We start from the raw sequence: 24,326 nt of genomic DNA, 5'->3' as shown, positions 1-24,326 counted from the left end.
CGTCTTCATATGGGGTGAGTGACGGCCTTGCATCACAGCTGTCCCGCATCCATCCGCCGACTCAGCACAACCATATCAAGGCCAACATCAACCTGTACGGCTGCTGGGCCTCGTGTCCTGAAAGGCGGCCGTGCGAATTGGGCATTACCGATAGGCGGTAATTGCTCCCGTAACGGACTTTGCCGTGCTAGCGGGCGCTGTCGCGTTTTGGTGACCCCTTCGGCCCAGATCATCTTCGCACGTAAGGCTTCGAAGCTATAGCCGCGACCCAGGCGATCCGTGGCGCGGATCAGGTTATTGAGGCTCTCCGTATACGCGTTCGTCACCGGATGATCAAAGTACGCCACGATAGGCCTTTCCCAGTGCCGCCAAGCGGTCAGCAACTCCGCAAAGGAGGTGCGTTGGTCGGGCGTGAGTGACTGCTCCCACGTCTGATAATAGGATCGAGCCTCTGCGGCACTGGCGCAATCATAGAGCCCGAAGAAGGCTTCCTTCAAGCGATGGATCTCACCCAGAACAGGATAGTTCTTGACCCACGTGGAGAGGAGCAAGGCTTCCCGGTCGGTCAGGTCGGCCTGCCGTTTGAGGAGGACGAATCGATCGTGCATGAGTCCCCGGCGCTGGGCCGGCGTTAGCGCCTCCCGGAGTTGCTTGCGCACCCGCTCCACGGCTGCATTGGCCATTTTGAGAACATGGAACTTGTCAATGACCACGGTGGCCTGCGGGAGGGCCGTCTGGACGGCCTCCTGGTAGGGACGCCACATGTCCATCGTCACCAGTTGCACGCGCTGTCGATGCGGCAATCGCATGAGGTACGCCGTCACGGTTTCCTTATTGCGGTTCACTAGCAAATCGACCAGCGTACATTCTTGGACGTTGGTCACCACGCCCCGAGGACGGATGAGATGAATTTCATCGAGGCCCAGCCATTGCGGAGTCTCGACGTGCCGATGGGCTTCTAACGCGGTCACATGATCGTGAAAAATATCGCGTACGGTCCGCTCCGAGACCCCAACCTCCTGCGCCACGTGGGCAAAGGGCCGTCGGATGGCCGTCGGTCCGACCCATGCGACTAACCGTTCTGTCATAAACCGCTGGGCATCCACGCCGGGCAAATCCTCGTAAAAGGTCCTCCCACACGTTTTGCAGCGAAAGCGGCGCGTTTGAAAATAGAGACCCACGCGCTTCCCATGCATGGGCAGATCCCGAATCCATTGCTCACGACGGCCATAACCCACGATGGCCGCACCATCACAATGGGAACACATCGTCGGGGCTACCAGAGTCTCGGCGGCAATATGATAGGCGTCATCGGTTTCATCCACCGCGATGACGCGGTAGTCGGGCAAGTTGAGCAGGTTCGGCACGGGTGCCGCCATACGATCATCCATTATGCCTCCAACTAATTACGCCATCTATTCGATCCATCATAAAATCCGTTTTTACTTTAACACAACAACAGCGAGAGATCCATCACAAACTCCGTTTATGGATCCGCTTGTGATCCCGGGAAAACTAGCCGAGATCCATCACAAAATCCGCATACCCTAAAAAATGAATTGAGCCCATATTGACATGTTATTTTCCTCCTAAAACCATTGTTCGCCATAAAGTGACGGGCCCTAGCCAAAAGTCCCATGTGGGCAGATAGGCATACCGTATCACCAGAAAACTTTTTGGGCTCTTGGGGATAATTTATGATAAGGGGCTCAATTGCCTAGTGTCAATTAGGGGTTTTTAGTGCATATGAAGAGGAATCATACGGAGTGTGCTGAATGAATTTACTCGAGAGAAATTATGGTGATCGTGTCAGGAGGGCTCACACCTCCACTATGGGGAAAACCTCCTGACGCGCTTTGTAATCTCTCTATTGGGTTCGCAAAGCCGCTTTATTGATTTTTCCTGCACTTGTGACGGGCATCTGGTGGATAAACTGAAAAACGTCCGGAACCGCGAATTTGGCCAATTGGCCCTGCTTTACCGCTTGCCTAAGAAATTCTTGCAGTATGCTCTCGGTCACTGACGGGGAGGCTTCTACAATGGCTTTGGGTCGTTCGCCCCATTGGGCGTCAGGAACCGCGATAACAGCCACCGATTTGACACCGGGGACTTCCGATAAGATCGATTCAATGGTACTTGAGGCAATCCATTCTCCGCCACTTTTAATCGCATCGCGCATTCGGTCCACGACGCTGATGCTGCCATCGGGATAGCGTATAGCTAAATCCCCTGACCGGAACCAACCATTGATATAGGTTTGCTGGGATTGTTCCGGATTATCAACATAACCGTCTGGCAACCAGGGGCTTTGCACCCATAGTTCCCCAAGACTCTGGCCGTCTGCATTGACCAAATCACCGGTTGCCGTCCGAACTTCCATGCGTACCATCGGAAAGGGCATCATATGCGTGGACAATTGCTTAATGCGGTCGTCGCCCGTTAAACCTGCAGCGGTAGAGATAGCACTCCCCAATTGGTCGGATCCTCCATAAATCATTGAAAAAGTCATGTGAAATTGCGCGGCCCTGCGCGCCAGACCCATTGCCAAGGGACTTCCTCCCGTGAGGATTTTGAGGGGAAGGTCTTGCACACCAGCGCTCTGGGCCGCTTCAAGAAGCATGAACAATTGAGTGGGCACCATATTAATCCATGTCACGCCGTGGCGCTGGATTAGGCTAATTTGTTCAAGCGCATTACTGCGTTCGGGGAGGATTAAGGGGGTGCCGAGGTAGGGGGCGACAAATGGAGTGCCCCAGCCATGAATGTGGAAGAAGGGAATCAAGGGCATCATGACGTCCTGTGCGCTTAGGGTGGCACCGGTATCATGGAGTGCTAGGTGGTGCGCAATTTGTAAGGACCCCATCAGCATCTGTTGATGGCTATATCGTAGACCCTTGGGTTGGCCTGTGGTCCCTGTCGTATAAAAGATGGAGTAGATGTCTTCGGGTCGCACATGGGATGCGGCGCGCGGCATTTGGAATTTACCCTCGTCAATCAGTGACTCATATTCAAGACCACCCTCATGCACCGTGATATCAGACATCCATACCGTATGGGGTATAGATTTGGAGATGGTTGCCCCTAGTTCTCCAAATCCATCCCATATAAACAACCATTCATCTTGCGCATGTTGCATGGTAAAAAGTACATCTTGTGGGGATAGACGAAAATTGATGGGATGAATTATCGCTCCCAGCATAGACAAGGCATATTTTAATTCTAGGTAGCGGTGACTGTTGATATCCATCACCCCGACGACGCAGCCTGGGCGAACACCTAAGGATTCGAGACAATTGGCCAACCGAACGCTGCGCCTATACACTTGTGCGTAGTCAAAGGTGTGTGTTCCGCTGGTAACGGGAACCGTACTGTGCTGGTAGGCGGCATCTTCCAACAGCGCATGAACAACGACCTTATTCATCAACAACCCCTCCCCAGATGTCCTGATCTGTATCGGCCCAAAAGGGATATTCTTGATGTTGCAAAAACTTTGTGGCATAAAGGTCTGCCAATTTGGCATAGCGCTCCCCCTGATCTTCCGCCATGTCGTAGAGCAGCGCCACCTGCGTAGCGTCTGCTATAGCGCGCAAGTCGTTCTTGGCGTGCCACTGAGCTTCGCGTCCGCTCATCGCCTGTAAGTGATCAAGACTATTGTCGAGGGTTTCTTGGGCAAGACGCGCCGCGTGCGTTCCGGCGTGGGTCAAATATCCATGGATTTCTTCAAGAACGCCTTGGTGCGCGTGATGGCGTGTGACGGTTTCAAGAAAATCCAGGGCCTGAATGTTGCTAGGCCCCTCCCATATGGGAGTAATCAAGGCTTCGCGGTGCCACCGAGAGACGGCATATTCTTCCAGGAAGCCTAAGCCGCCAAACAACTCCATGCCCATGGCTGTCATGGCTGCTGCGTGTTCTGCGGTTCGGTTTTTGGCCAGGTGGGTGACAAAGCGGGCGGCATGGTAGCGGTCAGTATAAGGGGGCCGATCCGTCCATGCGGCATCGAATTTTTGCACTCCGTAAAACGCCAGAGCTAATCCGCCTGCAGACCGCACTGCAAAGTCGGTGAGATCTCGCCGTATGAGCGGATGATTTTGCAACGTTGCCCTAAAACTGTGGCGACGTGCGACGCGTTCTAGGACTTCGAAGTGCGATTTCTTGCCCGTGGCCATTGCCACAACGGCGTTGGCTAAGCGTGAGACGGTCAAGTTTTCTAAGGTGTAGTATATGCCGTGGTTCGCCTGCCCAATGAGGTAGGCCTCACTGCCATTGAGTTCGACTTCTCCAGATGGCACCGCGCGCGTTGCGCTCTTGTCTTTTAAGCGACGCACCTGAAAGTTCAAGGTGCCTTGGCGGGTCAAACGAGGCAGTAAGTAGAGCCCCAAACCTTTTGGGCCAGGCTGGCTACCATCCGGACGTGCCGTGGTAATCGCATAGTCGGTTAATCCGGCACCGCTTGCGAAATATTTGTCTCCAAAAAGTCTCCAGACCTCGCCATCGAAGGTGGCACGGGTTTCATTGGCACCTAAGTCGCTGCCGCCTTGCGATTCTGTCATCCACGTGGCTCCCCATGCTGCACCCGATAGCAAGTGGGATATGATGGCGTCTTTGCCGGGAATGCTGTCGTCGCCATATTTGTGCAGCGCATAAGCGGTTTGACCGGTGATCGTCAAAATGCAGCCTATGCCGGGGTCTCCAAGCAAATAGAGAAGGGCGTAGTGAAAAGGCCAGCCTTGGTGCTGGTAAGGGGGGGAGGTAATCCATGCACTTTGCGATAAAACGCTGCGTTCACTAGGACTAAGACGCACACGGTCAATGCGGCGGCCATCGAGATCATGGGCGACTAATACTGGCGGTGCATCATGGTCAATATGGTAGCACGCTTCATAGACGTCACGGCCCGCCCATGCTCCGAACTCCTGCAGGCGTGGCCATTGTTCTTGAGAAGCTGGCCAAAAGTGACGAAGGACGGCCTGCAATTCGCGGTCGTTGTCGAAATGATTGGTGCCATAAGCATAGGAAATGCTTTCCATATTACTCTCCTCCTTTTGTGATGTGATCGAGGCGGTTTTTCATCACGGACCGGAGTTCTTTAATTTCCGTGATGATGGCTTGTAGTGCTTCCACTTGTGTCTGCAGTTCAAGAAGTTTTGCATCTCCGCGACGGATGACGTCTTTTAATTGTGTGACTTCTGTGGGATCTGCATCGTACAGATCCAGCATGTCTTGGATGTCTTTCAGTCCAAAACCCAAACGGCGTCCGCGCAAGATCAGCTGAAGGCGTACACGGTCGCGCTCATGGTATAGGCGCTTGGCCCCCTGGCGTTCGGGATTTAATAAACCCATATCTTCGTAGTGACGTAAGGTGCGTGGGGTAACGTCGCAGAGCGTGCTGAGTTCATTAATGGAATAGACCCGAGGTCTTGCAGATTTTGACCGTGGCATACAGAGCCCTCCTATTAACAAAATATACAGCAAATTTACGTGAACGTAAACACAGTTATTTTGTCCAAATTTAGACCGCGGGGTGTGTATAATGAAGGCGCAAAGGAGAGTGGAGATATGCGGTGGGGGACCGTGGTGTTGCCTAGCGGAGCGATAACGGCCGCGTTTTTGCGAGAAGACGGCGTAGTCACTGTCGAACAGATCAATAAACAATATCATACTCATTATCCATCCGATTTGGAGTCGATCATTACACAGCGGCTAAGCCTTGACGTCGTTGCATTGGGAAAAGATGTTGCGGCCTTGCCGTTGGAAACAGTTCGGGTGGCGGCCCCTTTAGCGCATCCAGAGCGTATTGTCGGCATTGGGCTCAATTACCGCGACCATGCGCAGGACTTGGGTGAAAACGTGCCGGAAGAACCGGCGACGTTTATCAAACCGAACAATACCATTATTGGACCCGAAGAGGCTATTCGTATTCCGCCCGTATCCACACGCACGACGGCTGAAGCAGAAATCGCCTTGGTATTTGGGCAGATGTGCCGAGACGTACCTCTCGGATCTTGGCGAGATGTCATTTTCGGGGTGGTTCCGGTGTTGGATATGACAACCGAAGACATCTTGCGCAAGAATCCGCGATTTCTGACGCGTTCTAAGGGCTATGATGCCTTTTTCGCCTTCGGACCATGGATCGTCACGATCGATGAGCTAGGAGACTGGACATCTATCGTCATCGAGACGGTGGTGAACGGTGTCGTTAAGGCGCGAAGCGATTTGGCCCATATGACCTATGGATTGGACCGATTAGTGGCGTTCATTACGACGGCCGCGACCGTGGGGGCGACGGCAGTGCTGAGCACGGGAACGCCTGGGGCGGCGGTGATTCATGCGGGTGATGTAGTGGAAGCGCGCGTAACGTCCATTGGAACGCTGGTCAATCCGGTGATAGGGTCTTAGATTAAATATCATATTGAAACAAAAATATGTTATATTGTGATAGGCTGACACGGTCAGCCTATCATTTTTATGCCAGCAACAAGGAGGCGGGGTATGACAGACAAACCCAATGCGGTCGTCATTACGGGTGGCTTGGGATATGTGGGGCAGTCATTGGCGGCTGTTTTGCAAGACCAAGGTGCGAATCCTGTGTTAATCGATAACCGAGGCGTTGCAAGTCAGGTACTAGGTGTTCCGGTGATACGCGGCTCGGTGGCGGATGGGGCGATTTGGCGGCAACTCGCAGACTCATATCATATCCAAACGATCTATCATTGTGCGGGGCTGATTGTGGTTTCAGAATCGGTTCATGATCCTGCGCGCTATTTCTCTGAGAATGTTTGTGCATCGCTGGCGATGTTGAACCATGTGCGTGCCATTGGGTCTGTCCCGATTGTTTTCTCGTCTTCGGCAGCGGTTTATGGCAACCCCCAGACCACGCCGATTCCGGAAGATGCCGTAAAGGCCCCCATTAGCCCTTATGGCATGAGCAAGTGGGAATTTGAACAGATGTTGGCGGCTTTTGAAGTGGCCTACGGCCAACCTTGGGTAGCTTTGCGTTATTTCAATGTGGCCGGAGCGGTGAAGGGTGTGAGAGAACAACATGAGCCCGAAACTCATCTCTTGCCGTTGGTAAAAGCCGCTTTGCGTCAAGGCCAGCAACCACAAATATTTGGGACCGATTATCCGACACCGGATGGTACGGCGATTCGTGATTATATTCATATGGCGGATTTGGTAGATGTTCACGTGCGCGCTGCAGACTATTTAAGTCATGGCGGTGCGTCTCGGGCTTTTAATGTCGGATCTGGTCGCGGCCATTCGGTTCAAGAAGTCATGGAAGGTTTTGAGCGGGTTAGTGGGCGCTCTGTCAATGCGCAGCGTCTTCCCCGTCGCGCGGGCGATCCTCCCGTCCTCGTCGCGGATATTGCACAAGCTCAAGAATATTTAGGTTTTGATCCGAAGCATTCCCAACACATTGACGAGATGATTCGGGACATCTGGCAAGATGGGGTATAACGAAAATGGATAACAAAAACTATCATTTTTAAAAGAGCTATTGGGATATAGCCAAGGCGACAAGCTAATTAGGGGGGAACCGCGTTGAACCCTCAGGAACGGCGGGAACAACTGTTAACATGGATTGCGCGCCACGGCACCGCGTCGATTCAGCAGTTGGCGCAGGTCTTGCATGTGTCAGAAATGACCGTGCGCCGAGACTTACGTATTTTACAACAAGCCCATCTGCTACAGAGTATTCCAGGCGGTGCCGAAGTCAAGAAAAGTGCCACGGAGCTGGCTTTTGACGTAAAACGGCGTCTGCATCGAGACGAGAAAGAAGCGATTGCGGCTAAAGCCTTAGAACTGATTGACTCCGACATGACGATTGCGTTTTCGGCGGGCACCACTACATGGGCTGTGGCCCACCGTATACGCGGCTTTCAACAGCTGACCTTTGTGACGAATTCCACGAATATTGCCTTGGAATTACAGCAAAATGGTTGGACACAGATTGTCTTGACCGGGGGTAATTTTCGAACGCCGTCCGATGCTTTGGTGGGACCATTTGCCGAATACACAGCGCGGCACTTGCATACCGATGTGCTCTTTTTAGGCGTTCATGGGCTGGACGTAGAGGCGGGCATGACGACACCTAATATTCAGGAGGCGGCCATTGACCGTGTTCTGATCGAGCAGGCCCAAAAAGTTGTCGTCGTCATGGATCATAGCAAATGGGGCATTAAAGCGCTGGCGCGGATCGCGCCGATCGAAATGGTTGATGCCATTATTACCACGCGCACACCCCATGTACAAGCACATATTGCGGCGTGCGAGCGCTTGGGCATTGAGGTCTTTACAGCGACTTTGCCTGATCAGGGTTCAAAGGAGGAGCCCGTATGACCATCTATCGCACCCAGGAACCCCTGTCTGATGGTCGCCACCTTATTCAGTACCAGTTGCCTCACCCACTGGAGGTAGCCAAAGAGTCTGTGACGGTGGTGACCGGGAGCAATATGCTGGCGACAGAGACCGCGCGGGTTTTAACAGAGCAGGGAGAGCGCGTAATCCTAATACAAACAGCCATGAACCCGGCGCCCTCCCAAGACAGGGTGTATTTCGGAACGGTGGGGTCGAGTGATGTATGGAATGCTATTGCTCATCAATATACCATTGCCCATGTGATGCATTTGGCCGCGTTCGACGAGATCGATCCCCATAATCCTTACGCATGTTTTACGCAGATTGTGGCTGAGGGAATGGCCATGCTCCAGTGGCTGAAGACGCTGCCGCCCAAATCTTTCGTCTATGCGGCGGTTGAACCGCGGGTGTCTGACCATCTCCAAGGTTCGCAGCAAGAAACAGCGTATGCGGCCAGTGTCCATCAATTTGCACGGCAGCTGATGCTGACTTCGGACGGCCTTGGAATCCCGTTCGTGATCTTACGACTGCCTCCGGTGGTCGTGGCTCAAGGTCAGCGCTACACGGATTTATGGGGGACTGTGGTGGGCATTGTCCAAAAACGGACTGAGCGTGACCAAATCGCCTTGGGGAACGCAGTTGACGGTATTATCCGAGCTCATGCATATCTTCAGACAGGAGGCGCGTCACACGTTATGGACATTACCTTGCAGCACCGCAACTCGTGGCCCGACGACGGCGCCATCCCTGCGGAAAGTGGTGTGGTCACACCTCCGGAGGGTGACGCATGATCGAATTGCGGCAAGATCCGCTATCTGGGGATTGGGTGAGTTTAAATGCCAACCGCCAATCCCGTCCGCTCACCCAATTGCACGATGCGTGTCCGTTTTGTCCCGGGCCTCATGCAGAGGTGGGGGACCAACTGTTTGATGTGGCGGTTTTTGACAATCGCTACCCGTCGTTTCACAATCCTGGAAATGCCGAAGTGGTAGTGTACTCTCCGCGCCATCACGATGATTTAGCGTACCTGCCCAAAGACCGCGTGCAACTAGTGTGGAATGTCTGGGCTGAGCGTATTAAAGCCTTAGAAGAAGAGCCAGGCACCGCGTCTGTGTTTGTTTTTGAGAATCGCGGCCAGAAAGTGGGTGCGACCATTGCCCATCCGCACGGCCAAATTTATGCCTATCCGTATATTCCTCCGCGCCTCGTCAAAGAGCTGCCTCACTTTGTGGATGCGTGTCCACTTTGCGACGTCCGTGCTGAGAACCCGTTGCTCTTTAATGGTCAATATTGGCGACTCGAAGTGCCCTATGCCATGCGCATGCCATATGAGGTGCGCTTGGTGCCCCAAAGACACCTGGCAAGTTTTGTTGACCTCAGCGAACAGGAGCGACAAGAAGGGGCTAGACTGATGCAAAGTCTGATTCGCGCCTATGACCGATTTTTTGGATTTCGCACGGCCTTGGTGATGGCTTTGTATCAAAGGCCGACGCCACCTGTGCCTTATCATTTTCGTTGGGAATTTTTGCCGATAGACCGAGGCGGGGGCAAGATCAAGTACTTAGCGGGATCGGAGTTGGCGATGGAAGCTTTTGTGGTGGATATGGTGCCCGAACAGGTGCAAGAGCGGCTTCAGCCATTTCTTGACCGTGAAATAGCCAAGGGGGAGACGAATGGATAACATGCAGATCACGCCCAACAGCATGGCAGAACAATTTGTTCGATTATATGGTCGAGAACCCGAATATATCTGGCGGGCGCCTGGCCGGGTGAACTTAATTGGCGATCATACGGACTATCAAGGCGGATTAGCGTTGCCCATCGCGTTGCCTTATGCCACATGGGTGGCGAGTCGGACTCGGTCGGATCAAGACATTCATGTGGCGACCGACTACCATCAAGAGCAGCTGGTTCTGCCTTATGCGAAGCGCCGCGCTTTGGTGGCGAGCGCGACCACGCTATCGGGATTGACCGGCTTTTTAAGCGCGACATGGGAGATCACAAAGTGCGCAATGGGCGCGGATTTGTGGATTGCGACAGATGTGCCGGTGGCCAGTGGGTTGTCTTCGTCGGCGGCTTTGTCACTGGCCTTGTTAGCTACGGCGTATAGCTTAAACCACCAGGATTTTGAGCCCATGGCCATTATTCGCCAAGCCCAGGAGGTTGAAAATGTCTATTTGGGCGTGTCTTCAGGAATTCTAGACCCGATGGCCATTGTACTGGCCCGGGAATATTCAGCTATTTTGGTTAATGCGGCCCGAGAAACGGGCACGCCTGTCCCCTTTGATTACGCGTCAGCGCAACAACGATTGTGGATAGTGGACACGCATACCCCGAGAACTTTGGCGGGCAGCGGGTATCAACAGCGTGTCCATGAAACGAACCAGGCGCGGAATCAACTGGGTGTGGCATTTTTGAGCGATGCTTCTTGGGAACAAGTGCAAACCTTAAAAGACCCTATCTTAAGAGCACGAAGCCGTCACGTTATTCGGGAAAATCAGCGCGTGCAAGACGTGATCTCGGCCGCGGCCGCGGGCGAGTGGCAGCGCGTCAAAGCATTATTTTGGCAGAGCCATGCGTCTTTGTCCCAGGACTTTGGCGTATCCACGCCCGTGTTAGATGCGACCGTGACGTGGCTTCAGGAACGCGAAATAGGGGCGCGCGTCACGGGCGCTGGCTTTGGTGGCTCGGTCATTGCCCTAGGCGAGGCCGAGCGAGAATCGGAACTGCGTGCGCTTCTCACGCACCACTATCAAGCATCTGGGTGGGATCTACCAAGCGTGATGGCGGTCCCTCATCCAATGGGCGGCTTGGCCCAAGTTGGGGCGCCTTAACTCATGGCTTTGTCATCTCAACGAAACCCTTATATAATTAAACTAGGTCCCGTACCTACCAAGGACTCTCGGTGGTCTTGCAAGGGATTCGTACATAGCGTTTCGTTTCCACTTTCCAAGCAAGGCATTTGCTGTCCCTTCACGAGCGAGGCATCGTCCTCGAACAATATCCCGATGAATCCCAATAAAGGAGCGATTTCATGGAAAAAAGGCGGTTTGGGCGGACTAACCATCAGAGTTCTGTGATCATTTTTGGTGCTGCGAGCTTATGGTCTGTGACCCAAGACGAAGCGGATGCGGCTATCCAACTCGCGTTGGATGCGGGAATCAATCATTTTGATACGGCCGCCAGTTACGGCGTGGCCGAAGAGCGAATGCAGCCATGGATGCCGAAAATCCGCTCTTCAATTTTCCTCGCCACCAAGACCGATGGGCTGACGCGGGATGAAGCATGGCGAGAGATTGAGCAATCTTTGCGGCGCATGCAGGTGGAGTATTTAGATTTGGAACAGTTGCATGAAGTGAACTCCATGGAGAAACTAGACCAACTGTTGCGCCCAGATGGCGGTTTACAGGCCCTGATTGAAGCCAAAGAGCAAGGGTTGGTTCGCTTTATCGGTATCACCGGTCACGGACATCAAGCGCCTGGAGTGCATTGGGAAGCTTTGCGCCGATTTCCTTTTGACAGTGTGCTCACGCCGTATAACTTTGTCCTTTATGCTAATGCACAATATCGGCGCGATTTTGATCGATTAGTGGCAGAAGTGGAACGTCAAGATGTGGGCTTTTGCACGATTAAGGCTGTCGCCAAAGGTCCCTGGCCATCGCCTGAAGCACAGCACTACAATACGTGGTATGAGCCCTTTGACGACCAGGCACATATTCAGCAATGCATTAATTTTGTGCTTAGCCAGCCTGCCATTGCCGGACTGCCAAGTGCGGGCGATGTTCACTTGCTGCCCAGCATTATCCGCGCGGCGGAGCAGTATCAGCCTATGACGCACGCGGAGCAACAGGCGTTGATGGCGACAGCAGACCGCTATGCGTCGCCATTTGGGGAATTCTCACACCCCTAAAGAATACGGATTGTCAAGGAGGGCAGAGCTGTGGAGCAGGCTTGGGAAAAATACCAGAGGGTCAAAGATATGCTTGCACGTTTAGACCAGGTGGCCATCGCCTTTTCTGGGGGAGTGGATAGCAGTTTGCTTCTTTATGCTGCCGTGCAAGCCTTAGGACCCGAGCGGGTTTTGGCGGTGACCTCCGCGTCTGAGACGTACCCTGAACGGGAACGCTTGGCTGCCGAACAGGTCGCACGAGAAATCGGTGCGCCCCAGTTGGTGATTCATACTGAGGAATTGGCTATTCCTGGTTATGCGGAGAATCCCATTAATCGGTGTTATTTTTGTAAACAAGAGTTATTTACGCAATTGGTGGCGGTTGCGCAAGAACGCGGGATTAGGCATGTGGCGTTTGGTGCGATTGCTGATGACGAAGGCGAGTTTCGCCCTGGACTGATGGCCGCTAGGGAAAAGAATGTGTTGGCGCCATTGCAGCAAGCCCAATTGATCAAGCGCGAAGTGCGGTTTTTAGCGCATGCATTGGGGCTGTCCAACTGGGATAAACCGTCTCTCGCCTGTTTATCATCGCGTATTCCTTACGGACACCGGATTACACGGGAAATTTTGTCTCAAGTGGACCAAGCGGAGCTGTTCTTGTTGCAGCTCGGATTTCGTCAGGTGCGTGTGCGTCATCATGGCGATGTCGCTCGCATTGAAGTACCTCCTGAAGACCGCGTGGGCATTTTAGATTTAACCGCGCTTATCACCGAAAAGTTTTTGGCGCTGGGCTACCATCATATTGCGCTGGATCTCAACGGCTACCGTAGTGGCAGTATGAATGCAGGACTGCCGCTCGTGGTAACGGGCGCGAATGGGCAGCTATAAGCAAAGACAAACAGCGTTTGCCAAGTGGAGGGGACACCAACGAATCACAAAGAATTGTTGCAAGCCGTGCAACAGGGCCAGTTGAGTGTCGAGGAAGGCTTGGACGCTCTCAAGCGGCTTAATGCGGATGACTTAGGATTTGCGCAGATTGACCATCACCGGGCTTGGCGGCAAGGATTGCCTGAAGTCGTGTATTGCGCAGGCAAAACCGTCGAACAATCGGTTGCCATTTTATTGCGGCAAGCTCAGGTCGGATCGGGACCATTGATGGGGACACGTGCACCCCGAGCGGTCTATGACCACCTCGAAGGCCGTGGCTATGATTTTGAATATGATGACGAGGCGCATTTGGTGGTTCTGCGCCGAGGTGTTCCTGAGCCTCAAGGGCAAGTGCTTGCGGTATCGGCAGGAACGGCAGATGGACCCATCTTGCGGGAAGCCGAAGTCACAGCAGAGTTAATGGGCGCGAAGGTCGACCGGTTAATCGATGTGGGCGTTGCGGGACTGCATCGCCTGTTAGGCCATCTAGATACCCTCTATGCCGCGCGGGTGATTATTGTTGCGGCGGGAATGGACGGAGCTTTGCCAAGTGTCATCGGAGGGCTTGTGGATGTTCCGGTCATTGCGATACCGACGAGTGTGGGATATGGTGCTAATTTCGCGGGAGTGGCACCGCTCTTAACGATGTTGAACAGTTGTGCCGCTGGGATTGGGGTCGTGAATATTGACAATGGATTTGGGGCCGGCTATCTGGCTGGACTGATTAACCGTGGGGGTTGCCCATGAATGAGCTCTTGGCATATTTGGAGTGCCCAGCAGGTGTCAGTGGCAACATGTTCTTGGGTGCATGGTTGGATGCTGGCGTCGCAGAAGACCGGTGGCGGGAGATGTTGGCGTCTTTGATGCTGAAAGGCGTTAGCGTCAATCGTACGACCGTTTACCCCAAAGGGATTCAAGCTACCTTCGTGGATGTCGTGGTCGACGAGGAGGCCCCATGGTATGAAACTCATCCGGCGCCCGAGTCCACGTTGCATCCCCACCGACATTGGGCAGAGATTGATGCCTTGCTGACACAAGCGGGGGGACTTCCGGAGATCGTAAAAACTCTGAGTCGGCGGGCATTTCGGCTGCTAGCCGAAGCTGAAGGGGCGGTGCACGGAGTACCTGCTGAAGAAGTCCACTTTCATGAAGTGGGAGCCTACGATGCGATTATCGACGTTGTGGGCGCGTTTTGTGGGTGGTATTTGGCCGGCATGCCCCGTTGCTATGTGTCTCCTATCGAAGTCGGGGGAGGGACGGTCTCTTGCGCCCACGGACGGTTGCCGGTACCGGCCCCGGCGGTAGCCCGTTTGCTGCAAGGCTTCGTAACCTACTCCTCCGGAAATTGGGGGGAGACGGTCACACCGACTGGCGCGGCGATTTTGCGTGCCCTGGTCGAACACTCGGGGACCTTGGGAAAGCCTGTGCCTCCCATGCGGGATCAAAGAGGAGGATATGGTGCGGGTTCCCGGGAATTTCCTGTCGCCAACGTTTTTCGTATTCGTATGGGACAAGCGGTGCGCTCTCGGGATGATGCCAGCGTAGTGGAACTAAGTGCCAATATCGACGATATGTCGCCCGAGTGGATGGGGGATATCATTGACGTATTGCTTAAACAAGGGGCTCTTGATGCGTGGGTCACGCCGGTGGTGATGAAAAAAGGACGGCCGGGCTGGATTGTATCAGCACTGACGGATCTTGCCCACGAAGAATTTTTCACCGAGGTTATGCTGCGTCAGACCACCACACTCGGGGTGCGGCGGATGGAGCGCCAGCGCACGGTGCTGGAGCGCTCGTGGGAGGTGGTCTCGACTCCCTATGGAGCGGTCCGGATGAAAATAGCCGGCCGCCATGGTCAAATTTGGAACGCCGCACCTGAATATGAAGACTGTAGAAGGCAGGCTCATGAAGCTGGGGTGCCACTGAAGGATGTCTATCAAGCGGCTTGGGCGGCCTTCCAACAGCCGAAGATGGAAGACGATTTTGACGGCGGCATAGAATGAGATAGGGGGAGGCGGAGTCTGATGCAATATCGGCCCTTGGGTACGACGGGACTTGAGGTCAGTGCGTTAAGTTTTGGGACATGGGCCATTGGAGGCTCATGGGGAAGCGTCGAAGATGAGCAAGCCCGAGAAGGGATTGCGCGAGCTATAGAACTTGGGGTCAATTTCTTTGACACGGCGGATGTTTACGGGAATGGGCGATCGGAACAATTATTAGGTGACATGACGCATCACATGGCGGATCGCATCGCGATTGCCACCAAATTTGGACGCTCTGGAGATTGGCAAGATCCTGCCAACTATCAAGAACCGGCGATTCGAGCCTTTTGTGAAGCGAGTTTACGGCGTTTGCAGCGGGACACGATTGATTTATATCAAATTCATTGTCCGCCGACATGGGTGATTGAGCGTGGGGACGTTTTTGCTATTTTGGACCAGCTTCAGCAAGAAGGCAAAATTCGCGCATACGGTGTAAGCGTCGAGACTGTAGACGAGGGACTCCTGGCGCTGCAGTACCCGGGAGTCAAAGCGTTGCAGGTGATATTCAACCTGTTTCGGCAAAAGCCGTTGGATCAATTGTTTCCCCAGGCTCAGGCGCAAAACGTTGGAATCTTAGCCCGCGTCCCATTGGCTAGTGGTCTATTGACGGGCAAGTTTCGTGTGGACCATCAATTCGCCGCGGATGATCACCGAGCCTTTAATAAAAATGGCGAGTATTTTAATGTCGGAGAAACGTTTGCAGGAATTCCCTTTGAGACCGGGGTGGCGCTTGCGCATCAGTTGCAGTGGATTGCGCAAGGGCGCGAAACGATGGCCCGAGCAGCCTTGCGCTGGGTTATTGATAGCCCAGGGGTGACTTGCGCCATTCCGGGCTTTAAATCGGCTAAACAAGTTGAAGACAATCTAGCCGCGTTAACGGTTCCCTCGTTTACTGAAGAGGAACGGGCACAATTGCAGCAATTTTATCAAGAGGCCGTCGCGCCTACCATTCGCGGACGGTATTAGGTCCTAGAGATAGCAAACCCTATATTGGATACGGGTTGCTGCTGGGAGAAATGTGCTGCTTGGCCCTTTTCTTAATATCATCTTTCAATGTCCGGAGATATGGTTTACGCCATATTTCCGGACGTTTTCGTTCTGACGGGCCAAGGCGGATATTTCAGAGCCGGATGTCTTGGAGGGAATTCCTTGCCTATTGGCTGATGGTCGAACCCTTAGATAATGCAGGGAGTTTCGCAGTACATCCGTACTGGCCGTAGGCTGTAGTTGTGCCAATATCCGAAGTCCATGCCTGTGTGCCGATATCCAGGGTTCTCAGTCTCTTTGCCATTCGCTTTTATATAAGCCGGTCTGGTTAGGCATAGTCGGTGGGGTTTGGCCATATTGTCAATATCAAGCACATCACGATGATATGGATTCTAAACAGGCTATGGGGGCGTCTAGGGAGGATATGAGAGATGGGACACGGGACGAAGGTTGTGAAGCGACTACAGCAGAATAGCTTAACGACCGCCGATATTACCGCGGTATCTATGGCTAATACGGCACCTGCCATGAGCTTTTTCTTTTCCTTCGCCACGATTGCCGCGGCGGCTGGTATTGCGAGCCCTTTAGCGATTGTTGTGGCCGCTATTGTGATTCTTTTAAAAATCAATAGTTTGGTGGAGTTTACCCGGGTTACGCCGAGTACCGGATCATATATCTCCTATATTGGCAAAACATTTGGTCCCGTTGCGGGGGTAATGGCAGCATGGGCCTTGAGCTTTGGGTTCATTGTCGCGGTGGGCTTTGTCATTGCCGTTCTTGGCGGGTGGACATCTCTGATTTTGCAGCAGTTTCTTCACGTGACTGTAGCATGGCAGTTCTTCTCGATTCTTTTTGTTTTAGTCGTGGGGTATTTAGTTTATCGCGGGGTCAAAATCTCCACAAAATGGGCGGCAGCCATGTTTGCATTTGAGTTGCTCCTCATTCTTGTCAGTATGGCGGCTATTATTGTGACCCATTGGCATCGATTGTCTTTCAGTAGCTTCAATCCCCATTATATCAAGAATGGATTAGCCGGCATGGGATTGGCATTTCCTCTTGCGGTGTTCCTGTTTATTGGTGTTGGCAATCCTGGCGCGATGGTCGAGGAAACTCAAAATCCCCGGCGAGCTGTCCCCGTGGCGATTTACACAGCGACCTTACTTGTTACCGTCATCTATGTGCTGATGGCGTGGACCACCTCCGTGGCTTTTCACAACAATGCCCAGGCCATCGCCAGTCAAAGCGTTCCATTCGTCGTGGCGGCTTCGAAAGCATTAGGACCTTTCACGCTTTTGGTGTATCTTGCGGGCCTGACGAGTACCTTTGCCTCTCTTATTGGTGCGACGAATGCGCAAGCACGTATGATTTTTAGTGCAGGACGTGAAGGGCTGCTGCCGTTTGAATTAGGACGGGTCAGCCGCTATGGAACTCCGGTCTCGGCTATCATTCTATACCTGGGCGTGGCATTGACGATTACTTTAATTTGGGCCCATCACGGGTCGCCACTGACCATCGCCGGGGTTATTGCCACGCTGGGCACAATTCCCGTGGCGCTGGTTTATTTGGTGTTGAATCTGGCGGTTCCCGTCTATTATTTGCGGGAGTGCCGTTCTCAGTTCTCATGGCTTCGTCACCTTGTTATCCCCATTGCAGGCACCCTAGCCTTAATTCTTCCTTTATGGGGTTTGATTGAGCCAGGGCAGCCCGCTCCATTTAACGCCTTTCCGTGGATTGTCTTGGGATTGTTGATGGTGGCCTGGGCCTATGCGCTGTGGCGCTTGCGCCACATTCCCGATTTGGCTGATCGGGTCGGGAGTATTATTGCCGATGAGTAAGAGCCTCTATTGACTAATCGTCAGACCTGACAGAGAAAAGTTTTGGTGTCCAGAGGTCCAAAGCGCAATAGCGAGATTCTCATGGTGGCGCACGTCGATCGTTAAGGTGTCATGGGGCATGCCCGACATGATGTCAGCGGTATAACGCCCGGCTATAATCTTGCCCAAAACGACCGACTCCGTAGGTCTAGGGCTATGGACAGTGACGGCAATATGGTACAGTCCTGGAGTAAATGCGACGGCGATGGGGGCGAAAATCATGCCGCGTGTCCTTTGAGAAACCTGCAGGCTTTGCGTGTTCCAATTTAAATGGCCGAGTAGAATCTTCTGAGTCCAAATAGGAATGTCCCATGACCGTGTCCGTGGCTGCCATCCAGCGGCGAACGGTGCCTGTGGCGGGATGCGGAAATGGCGCATTCCAGAGACAATAAACAAGGGTCCTTGATGGAACGACACGTGGTAGCCTGAGTGCAGGGCGTGAGCTAAAACGTCCGCTAAATAAGGCGTGGTGGGCTGGGCGGCAACAATATCTGTGGTGACATGGTTGGAACCGGCTTCATGCCAAAGCTCGGGTAAGGTGCCTGTGGCTAGACCTAATGCGACTTGCCGGTCAACACCTAGCAAATCATAGCGATACAGCCAAGGACCGAGTCGGTTTTGAGTCCATATCACACTGTTTCGTGACAGGTGGCGGTTGGCTTGCTGGGTGGCGGTCCATGTGCGCGGATGCGTGACCGACAGAAGGGGCAGGATGTTGACGCTTAAGAAGCTGGTTTCTAAGATCATGGTGGTGAGACTTATGCCAAAAAGGAGACGGGATCGACGGTTTTTGAATCGCGCCAGAGCTTCGATTAAGGCCAGAAAAAGCCAGCCCGCAAGTATCACTTGATATTGAGACGTGAGGTACCGTTGATTAGGGAATAACGAGAGCGCATTGAGAAAAAGCAAGGAGAGCATGGCTGGTGTGGAGGCTGCCCCCAAGAGTGACAAGCCCAGTACAGGGCCTAAAATCCAAATAAAGTAGGACCCTTCATGAGATAAATGGTGCGCAACAAGGGAAAAGTGAGTGACAATGCCAGCCAACATGCCTATGTATCCATGGCCGAGATAGGCGTATAGGTGTTTATTATGTTGCGTCATGCCGCCGTCAAAATACTGAGGAATAATCCAATCCATTTCGGCGAAGAAGAATAGAAGGCTGCCGCCTAAAGTGATCAGGCCGTCGCGAATACGGTGTTGCCAAAGTATCAAGCCAAAACCGAACGCACCAATAGAGATGATGGCCACATTCTTGGATAGCGCTGCACATAGAAAAAGGATGTAGGAAAGAATTTTCGATTCGGCCTGATAGGCGACATAAGCCCAAATTAAAAACGGTAGCGCAATGAAATCGGGATGAAAGTCAAACTGACTGCCGCCAATAATGGCTGGATATAAAAGAAAAGCCATCGAGACAACTGCTGCCTGCCATTCCGACAAACCATGGAGCCGTGCTGCTCGGTAAATTCCCCAAGCACTGATTGCGGTTGCCGTACTTTGTAAAGTAAACAAAAAGACGGCCCCCCCCAAAAAACGGAAGCCATAGGCGATGGGATAAATCCATAGAAATCCATCGATCGATACCGCGGGCGCTTGAAAGACACTCGAAAAAGCCCACCAATTGCCATGCGAGATATTCCACATTTCTTGCTCAAAGGCACCTAAATCCATGGTCGTGGCTTCCATATTATAAAATTTATGAACCGACACGATGAGTTGAAAAGACACAAACAAACACGTGACCACGATGGTCGTAACCTGCGGCCATGACCAACGTGGTTGTGTTTGGGTGCTGGGTGAAGTGTTGAATGCAGGTATCACAAAGGGCCTCCTATAGATTTTCAAATTGTATTAAGTCGGGTCATATATGCTCATGTTGCTTTCGTCAAAAGATCGTTAAATTCCTGCCTAATTTTGGCGTTTTTAGGAAATTGATGGGGATTTGGGGATGATGTTCCAATCCGGTAGCTTCCCCTATGGGCAAAGATGTTGACAATTTGGCTTTACGAAAACGCTGCAAAGAAGGTGGGATGACGTTCGTTTCCCTTCTCATACAGGTCCGGTGTGCACGGATACCGATTCATGACGATGGGCATGGACTCATCGAATCGGCGAGTGATTTAGCAAGTTCCACGAAAGGATGAACCGGAACGCCAAGAGGCTGTTATGTCTTCTCCTCAAATGCGGTCGATTTGAGAAGTTTTTGTGAAAAGGCACAGATATGAGAGAGATTGAAGGGTCTGTCAGATGGTACTCTAGAGGGGTAAGGAAGAGTTTTCCTCTGTTTTTGTCTTCGTTTTTTGATTACATGTCTTGAGGGTTTCTGCGTTACTGGGAAGGGCTATCATGGTGTTTCCTAACGGTATTTCGAAGCGGTTCTTCGGTAATGGGGTAGCCAAAGGGGACAACACATCAGAGTTAGGGGGTCGACAACGTGGCTAAACCACAACCAAGAGATCAACGGGAAGATTATGCGTTACGTTTTGTTCCAGCGAGTTTTCGGATCTGGCACTGGTCGAGCATTTTCAGTGTCTTGATTGGTGTTTCCACCGCGATGTTCTTTTTGTCATGGGGAAGTGAATTGACCTTAGAGTACGGGACTGGGCCAACAATTTGGGGTATGGTGTTTGGCGTACTGTTTATTGGATCCGTTGGTTTCTTCTTTAGTTGGGTCGGGGCCAAAACGGGGCTCGATAGTGATCTGATTACACGGGGCAGCGGGTATGGGTTTATGGGTTCCGCCATTGCTTCGATTTTGTATAGCTTCAATTATATTATGTTCTTTGCGTTTGAAGGCTCCATTTTAGTAGGAGCTTTGCAGACGAGTATGCCTCGCGTTCCTGCTTTGCTGTGGGAAACGTTGATTGGGCTGCTCTTTATCGTATTGGCCACGAAGGGCATGCGGTTTTTAAGTTGGTTGATGTGGGTGACTCTTCCTATCTACGCAGTGGCCGTGGCGTTCGTGTGGTACCATGTGGCCCATGTTCTCCATCCCGTACCATGGCTGGCTTATCGGCCTGCTAAGGCTCCATCGCTTACGGCGGGACCGATTTTGCTGCAATTAGCTGCCACGGTGTTTGCCTTGATTAGCATGGGGACGCAAGGGGCAGATTTAGGACGCTTTGTGCGTGCCAAAGATACCGCCATCGGTGCCTTCTTCAACGGGTATGTCGTGATGATTGTCACGTTCTTAGGGGTGGTGTTACTTGGCTCGTATTTTGGACTAGAGCTGCATCAGACCAATCCTGGGGATTATTTTACGGCTATTTTAGGGCCGGTCGGGCTACTCATTGTGCTGATCACCCAAGTGCGCATTAATACGGTCAATGTGTACAGTGGTTCTCTTGCCTATTCGAACTTCTTTTCGCGTGTCTTTCATTTCACGCCCGGCCGCCAATGGTGGGGAGTTCTTACGGCAGTCTTGGGGACCGTGTTAATGATGGGAAATATTTTTGCCCACATGCTCCAAATTCTTACTTTTGAGGGCGTCTTTATCATCGCGTGGGCGATGACGGTGGTATCTGACACCCTTTTTAACAAATGGCTATTCAAACTAAGCCCCGCAGGTTATGAATATAAACGGGCCTTTTTGCCGCAATTCAACGTAGTAGGCGTGGGCGCGCTGGTGATTGCCCTGCTGGTNGCGGCAGGTCCTCTTGGTGAAACTTGGGCCCCTTTTGTTTCGGCGGGATTAGGATTATTGCTCCCGCCAATAATTGCCGGCGTGACTAAAGGACGCACCTACCATGTGCGCTCAACGGCGTCACTGGAATCTGGGCAGGACCAGGTGATAAATTGTATCCAATGTCATCACGCGTTCGAGGCATTAGATATGGTGGGTTGTCCCTTTCATCAAGGGCCGTTGTGCTCGGTGTGCTGTGGATCAGAATCAGCGTGTGGCGATCAATGTAAAAGTGCCGAATTGCTCACACAAACGGTATCGCAAGGCACCTCTTGGTAAAATGAGTTAAAGAGGACAGCTCAAGCAAAGCAACGATGAGGTGAGACATTTTGGCGACTTGGAGGATTCGCCCGGTAGGCGAATATGCGGTCCTCATCGAGTTCGGTTCTGCCATAGATGAGCAGATTAATAGGCAGGTGCACCACATCGCTCACTGGATTCGCGCACAGATGCCGTTGGTTCGTGATGTGATCCCCGCCTATACGACGGTTCTTGTACTCTATTCCCCGGAAATGGGAGGGCTAGATTGGAACGGTTTGGTGGCAGAGGCTTTGGCCACAATGCCTGCGCAAGACACAAGGGGCCGGCGTGTGACGTTGCCTGTGGCTTATGGGGAAGAGTTTGGGCCTGATTTGAATGACGTGGCTCAGATGCATCAGATGCAGCGGGATGCGGTAATCGCTGCACATGCCGGGAAGGATTACCGTGTGTATTGTCTAGGATTTTCTCCAGGCTTTCCCTTTTTAGGCCCTGTTCTCGAAGCCATACGGGCTCCCCGCCGACCCACTCCGCGGTCGACAGTCCCAGCTGGTTCTGTTGGCATTGCCGAGCAGCAGACGGGGATTTATGCCACTGCAACGCCAGGAGGGTGGCAAATCATCGGACGGACGCCGATTCGGCTATTTCGACCCGAATTGGATGCTCCCATTCCTTATGAACCTGGAGACGTGGTGAGGTTTTGGCCCATTGACGCCAAAATGTATCAGGTTTTGGCGAATGATCCTGCCATTCAAAACGGCCCGTGGCCCGATCAATTATGGGAGGGGGGGTGGTGAGGCAATGATCGTGGTCCGAAAGCCAGGGGTCCAAGCAACCATTCAAGATTTGGGCCGCTACGGATATCAGGCGCTAGGTTTTGCTTCGGGCGGTGCTGTTGATGCCCTGGCATATCGTTGGGCTAATGCACTAGTCGGCAACGCGCCAGAGGCCGCCGCTATTGAAATAGTTTTGCAAGGAGGAGAGTGGTCTTTTGAAGAAAGTACATGGGTTGCCGTAACCGGCGCTGTTTGTGAAGTGGTAGTGAATGACAAGGAAAGATTGCCGGCATGGAGTGCTTTTTGGGTGCAAGCGGGCAGTACGGTTCGATTGGGAAAATTCACAGGCGTGTACGCGTACTTGGCGGTACGCGGGGGATGTGCAGTCCCCACCGTGATGGGCAGCCGCAGTACGGATTTAGTCGCAGGGATCGGGGGATATGCCGGTCGTGCGTTACAGGCGGGGGACAAAATTCCGGTCGGTTCCACGGCGTTGGATGACTGGGCTTACCGGAGAATGCTTCGGCGAGCCCCGATGCTGTGTCAAGAGATCTTAGCTCCTGTTCGGCTGTTGGCAGGTCCTCATGATGAGGTCATGGGCGAAAATTTGTGGACGAAGTTCTTTTCTCAAGAGTTTGTAGTCGGAGCGGCCAGTAACCGCATGGGTATCCGGCTTCAGGGCACCTTTCGCCCTGACCCTCTTGCCCCCATGATATCAGAAGGCATGGCGCCAGGAGCCGTGCAGATTACGCCTGACGGCACGGCACTCGTTTTGCTGCCGGCTCGAGGGACTTTGGGCGGATATCCCGTTGTGGCCATGGTTGCCACCGTCGATTTGGGGCGATTGGCCCAAATCAAGCCCGGTCGCAAGGTTCGCTTTGAGCGGGTGAGCCGCGAGACATCGCGTCAGTTGTGGGAGCAAGCTGTTTTGGCTATCCACGACCGCAATGTTCGCGAAGAAGCTCGCGAGGGCTAGTCGTTATGACGAAAGAGTTCTCGGAGAAAGACGTCTGGAGACTTCAGGAAGGACAGCGTTAATTGGTAGGGCGTAGAGTCCTCGTAGCGTATAGACGTGATAGGGGCAGCGTCAAAAGAGTAGATGGTTGCACCGGGAAACGCTAGGAGGATGGGTGAGTGGGTAGCGATGATGACTTGGGTCTGGCCGGTCCCGGACCATTGCTTTAACAGACGAAGAAAAGCCAATTGACCGGTAATGGAGAGGGCGGATTCCGGTTCGTCAAAAAGGTAGAGGGCAGAAGAACGGGGCTTTAACAGTTCGGTTGATAACTAACCAAAGCTAACTTATACTATACAAAATGGAGAGATTAGTTAGCATAAGGGAGGCGGCCAAAGCCTTGGGCGTATCCATTACCACTCTGCGACGCTGGGAGGCGGAAGGCCGGCTCATGGCCGAACATACGCCCGGCGGCCACCGGCGCTATGACTTGGCGAAGCTGCGCCCTGAGTGGTTTCATGGTGCTGATACGGCAAACCGGCGCACCGTTGCCTATGCGCGAGTCTCCAGCCACGACCAGA

General features: G+C 52.9%; 21 protein-coding genes and 1 pseudogene. 16 read left to right on the top strand and 6 right to left on the bottom strand.

Features of this window, described 5'->3' with window-relative positions:
- Positions 1-32: 32 nt before the first annotated feature.
- The 4 genes from CO251_RS05675 to CO251_RS05660 form a co-directional block, all read right to left on the bottom strand.
- On the bottom strand, positions 33-1,391 hold the full coding sequence (locus CO251_RS05675) for an ISL3 family transposase (RefSeq protein WP_103374842.1): 1,359 nt from the start codon (positions 1,389-1,391) through the stop codon (positions 33-35).
- A gap of 476 nt (positions 1,392-1,867) precedes the next feature.
- Positions 1,868-3,421 (bottom strand): AMP-binding protein, encoded by a 1,554-nt coding sequence (locus tag CO251_RS05670; protein ID WP_103374841.1) that lies wholly within the window; start codon positions 3,419-3,421, stop codon positions 1,868-1,870.
- A complete protein-coding gene (locus CO251_RS05665; RefSeq protein WP_103374840.1) occupies positions 3,414-5,027 on the bottom strand; it encodes an acyl-CoA dehydrogenase family protein in 1,614 nt (537 codons plus the stop codon). Before CO251_RS05665 ends, CO251_RS05670 begins: the two co-directional genes overlap by 8 nt.
- 1 nt (position 5,028) lies before the next feature.
- On the bottom strand, positions 5,029-5,439 hold the full coding sequence (locus CO251_RS05660; protein WP_103374839.1) for a MerR family DNA-binding transcriptional regulator: 411 nt from the start codon (positions 5,437-5,439) through the stop codon (positions 5,029-5,031).
- 117 nt (positions 5,440-5,556) lie between these two features.
- On the opposite strand from CO251_RS05660, the gene CO251_RS05655 reads away from it, so the two are divergent.
- The 12 genes from CO251_RS05655 (at position 5,557) to CO251_RS05600 (ending at position 18,035) form a co-directional block, all read left to right on the top strand.
- Positions 5,557-6,396: a fumarylacetoacetate hydrolase family protein gene (locus tag CO251_RS05655; protein ID WP_103374838.1), complete on the top strand. Its 840-nt coding sequence runs from the start codon at positions 5,557-5,559 to the stop codon at positions 6,394-6,396.
- A 93-nt stretch (positions 6,397-6,489) separates the two neighbouring features.
- Positions 6,490-7,455, top strand: a complete 966-nt coding sequence (galE, locus tag CO251_RS05650; protein WP_158246201.1) for a UDP-glucose 4-epimerase GalE — start codon at positions 6,490-6,492, stop codon at positions 7,453-7,455.
- Between the two features lie 84 nt (positions 7,456-7,539).
- The gene (locus CO251_RS05645) at positions 7,540-8,337 is read left to right on the top strand and encodes a DeoR/GlpR family DNA-binding transcription regulator (protein ID WP_103374836.1); all 798 of its coding nucleotides are present in this window, start codon (positions 7,540-7,542) and stop codon (positions 8,335-8,337) included.
- The gene (locus tag CO251_RS05640) at positions 8,334-9,146 is read left to right on the top strand and encodes an NAD-dependent epimerase/dehydratase family protein (RefSeq protein ID WP_103374835.1); all 813 of its coding nucleotides are present in this window, start codon (positions 8,334-8,336) and stop codon (positions 9,144-9,146) included. The genes CO251_RS05645 and CO251_RS05640 overlap by 4 nt, the downstream gene beginning before the upstream one ends.
- Entirely contained in the window at positions 9,143-10,036 is an 894-nt protein-coding gene (locus CO251_RS05635; RefSeq protein ID WP_103374834.1) for a DUF4931 domain-containing protein, read from the top strand. Before CO251_RS05640 ends, CO251_RS05635 begins: the two co-directional genes overlap by 4 nt.
- Positions 10,029-11,189: a galactokinase family protein gene (locus tag CO251_RS05630; protein WP_103374833.1), complete on the top strand. Its 1,161-nt coding sequence runs from the start codon at positions 10,029-10,031 to the stop codon at positions 11,187-11,189. Before CO251_RS05635 ends, CO251_RS05630 begins: the two co-directional genes overlap by 8 nt.
- Positions 11,190-11,389: 200 nt before the next feature.
- Positions 11,390-12,265 carry an aldo/keto reductase gene (locus CO251_RS05625; RefSeq protein WP_103374832.1) on the top strand — a complete coding sequence of 292 codons (876 nt, stop codon included), beginning with the start codon at positions 11,390-11,392 and terminating at the stop codon, positions 12,263-12,265.
- Positions 12,266-12,295: 30 nt separating this feature from the next.
- The gene (gene larE / locus CO251_RS05620) at positions 12,296-13,132 is read left to right on the top strand and encodes an ATP-dependent sacrificial sulfur transferase LarE (protein WP_173677073.1); all 837 of its coding nucleotides are present in this window, start codon (positions 12,296-12,298) and stop codon (positions 13,130-13,132) included.
- 24 nt (positions 13,133-13,156) lie between these two features.
- Complete coding sequence (larB, locus tag CO251_RS05615; RefSeq protein ID WP_103374831.1) at positions 13,157-13,918, top strand: nickel pincer cofactor biosynthesis protein LarB; 762 nt, start codon at positions 13,157-13,159, stop codon at positions 13,916-13,918.
- Positions 13,915-15,174 (top strand): nickel pincer cofactor biosynthesis protein LarC, encoded by a 1,260-nt coding sequence (gene larC, locus CO251_RS05610; protein WP_103374830.1) that lies wholly within the window; start codon positions 13,915-13,917, stop codon positions 15,172-15,174. Before larB ends, larC begins: the two co-directional genes overlap by 4 nt.
- A 21-nt stretch (positions 15,175-15,195) precedes the next feature.
- Positions 15,196-16,179: an aldo/keto reductase gene (locus CO251_RS05605; protein ID WP_103374829.1), complete on the top strand. Its 984-nt coding sequence runs from the start codon at positions 15,196-15,198 to the stop codon at positions 16,177-16,179.
- Between the two features lie 452 nt (positions 16,180-16,631).
- Complete coding sequence (locus tag CO251_RS05600; RefSeq protein ID WP_103374828.1) at positions 16,632-18,035, top strand: APC family permease; 1,404 nt, start codon at positions 16,632-16,634, stop codon at positions 18,033-18,035.
- 6 nt (positions 18,036-18,041) lie between these two features.
- On the opposite strand, the gene CO251_RS05595 is transcribed toward CO251_RS05600, so the two are convergent.
- A complete protein-coding gene (locus CO251_RS05595) occupies positions 18,042-19,895 on the bottom strand; it encodes a DUF2079 domain-containing protein (RefSeq protein ID WP_103374827.1) in 1,854 nt (617 codons plus the stop codon).
- 1,822 nt (positions 19,896-21,717) lie between these two features.
- On the opposite strand from CO251_RS05595, the pseudogene CO251_RS17605 reads away from it, so the two are divergent.
- From CO251_RS17605 to CO251_RS05580, 3 genes and pseudogenes are all read left to right on the top strand, one after another.
- Positions 21,718-22,035 (top strand): annotated as a pseudogene (locus CO251_RS17605) (hypothetical protein); the annotation flags it as partial.
- Between the two features lie 50 nt (positions 22,036-22,085).
- Positions 22,086-22,811 carry a 5-oxoprolinase subunit PxpB gene (pxpB, locus tag CO251_RS05585; protein WP_158246200.1) on the top strand — a complete coding sequence of 242 codons (726 nt, stop codon included), beginning with the start codon at positions 22,086-22,088 and terminating at the stop codon, positions 22,809-22,811.
- 4 nt (positions 22,812-22,815) lie between these two features.
- On the top strand, positions 22,816-23,766 hold the full coding sequence (locus CO251_RS05580; RefSeq protein WP_158246199.1) for a biotin-dependent carboxyltransferase family protein: 951 nt from the start codon (positions 22,816-22,818) through the stop codon (positions 23,764-23,766).
- Here CO251_RS05580 and CO251_RS18030 read toward each other — a convergent pair.
- On the bottom strand, positions 23,763-24,065 hold the full coding sequence (locus CO251_RS18030; RefSeq protein WP_146039009.1) for an AAA family ATPase: 303 nt from the start codon (positions 24,063-24,065) through the stop codon (positions 23,763-23,765). The genes CO251_RS05580 and CO251_RS18030 overlap by 4 nt on opposite strands.
- Before the next feature lie 41 nt (positions 24,066-24,106).
- On the opposite strand from CO251_RS18030, the gene CO251_RS05575 reads away from it, so the two are divergent.
- Positions 24,107-24,326 (top strand): recombinase family protein (locus CO251_RS05575; protein WP_146038992.1); only part of this gene is annotated, 220 nt, incomplete at its 3' end.

It is taken from the genome of Sulfobacillus sp. hq2, assembly GCF_002903155.1.
GTDB classification, from domain to species: domain Bacteria; phylum Bacillota; class Sulfobacillia; order Sulfobacillales; family Sulfobacillaceae; genus Sulfobacillus; species Sulfobacillus thermotolerans.
The sequence above is the reverse complement of the archived record's forward strand: the minus strand, read 5'-3'. Positions and strand labels throughout refer to the sequence as shown.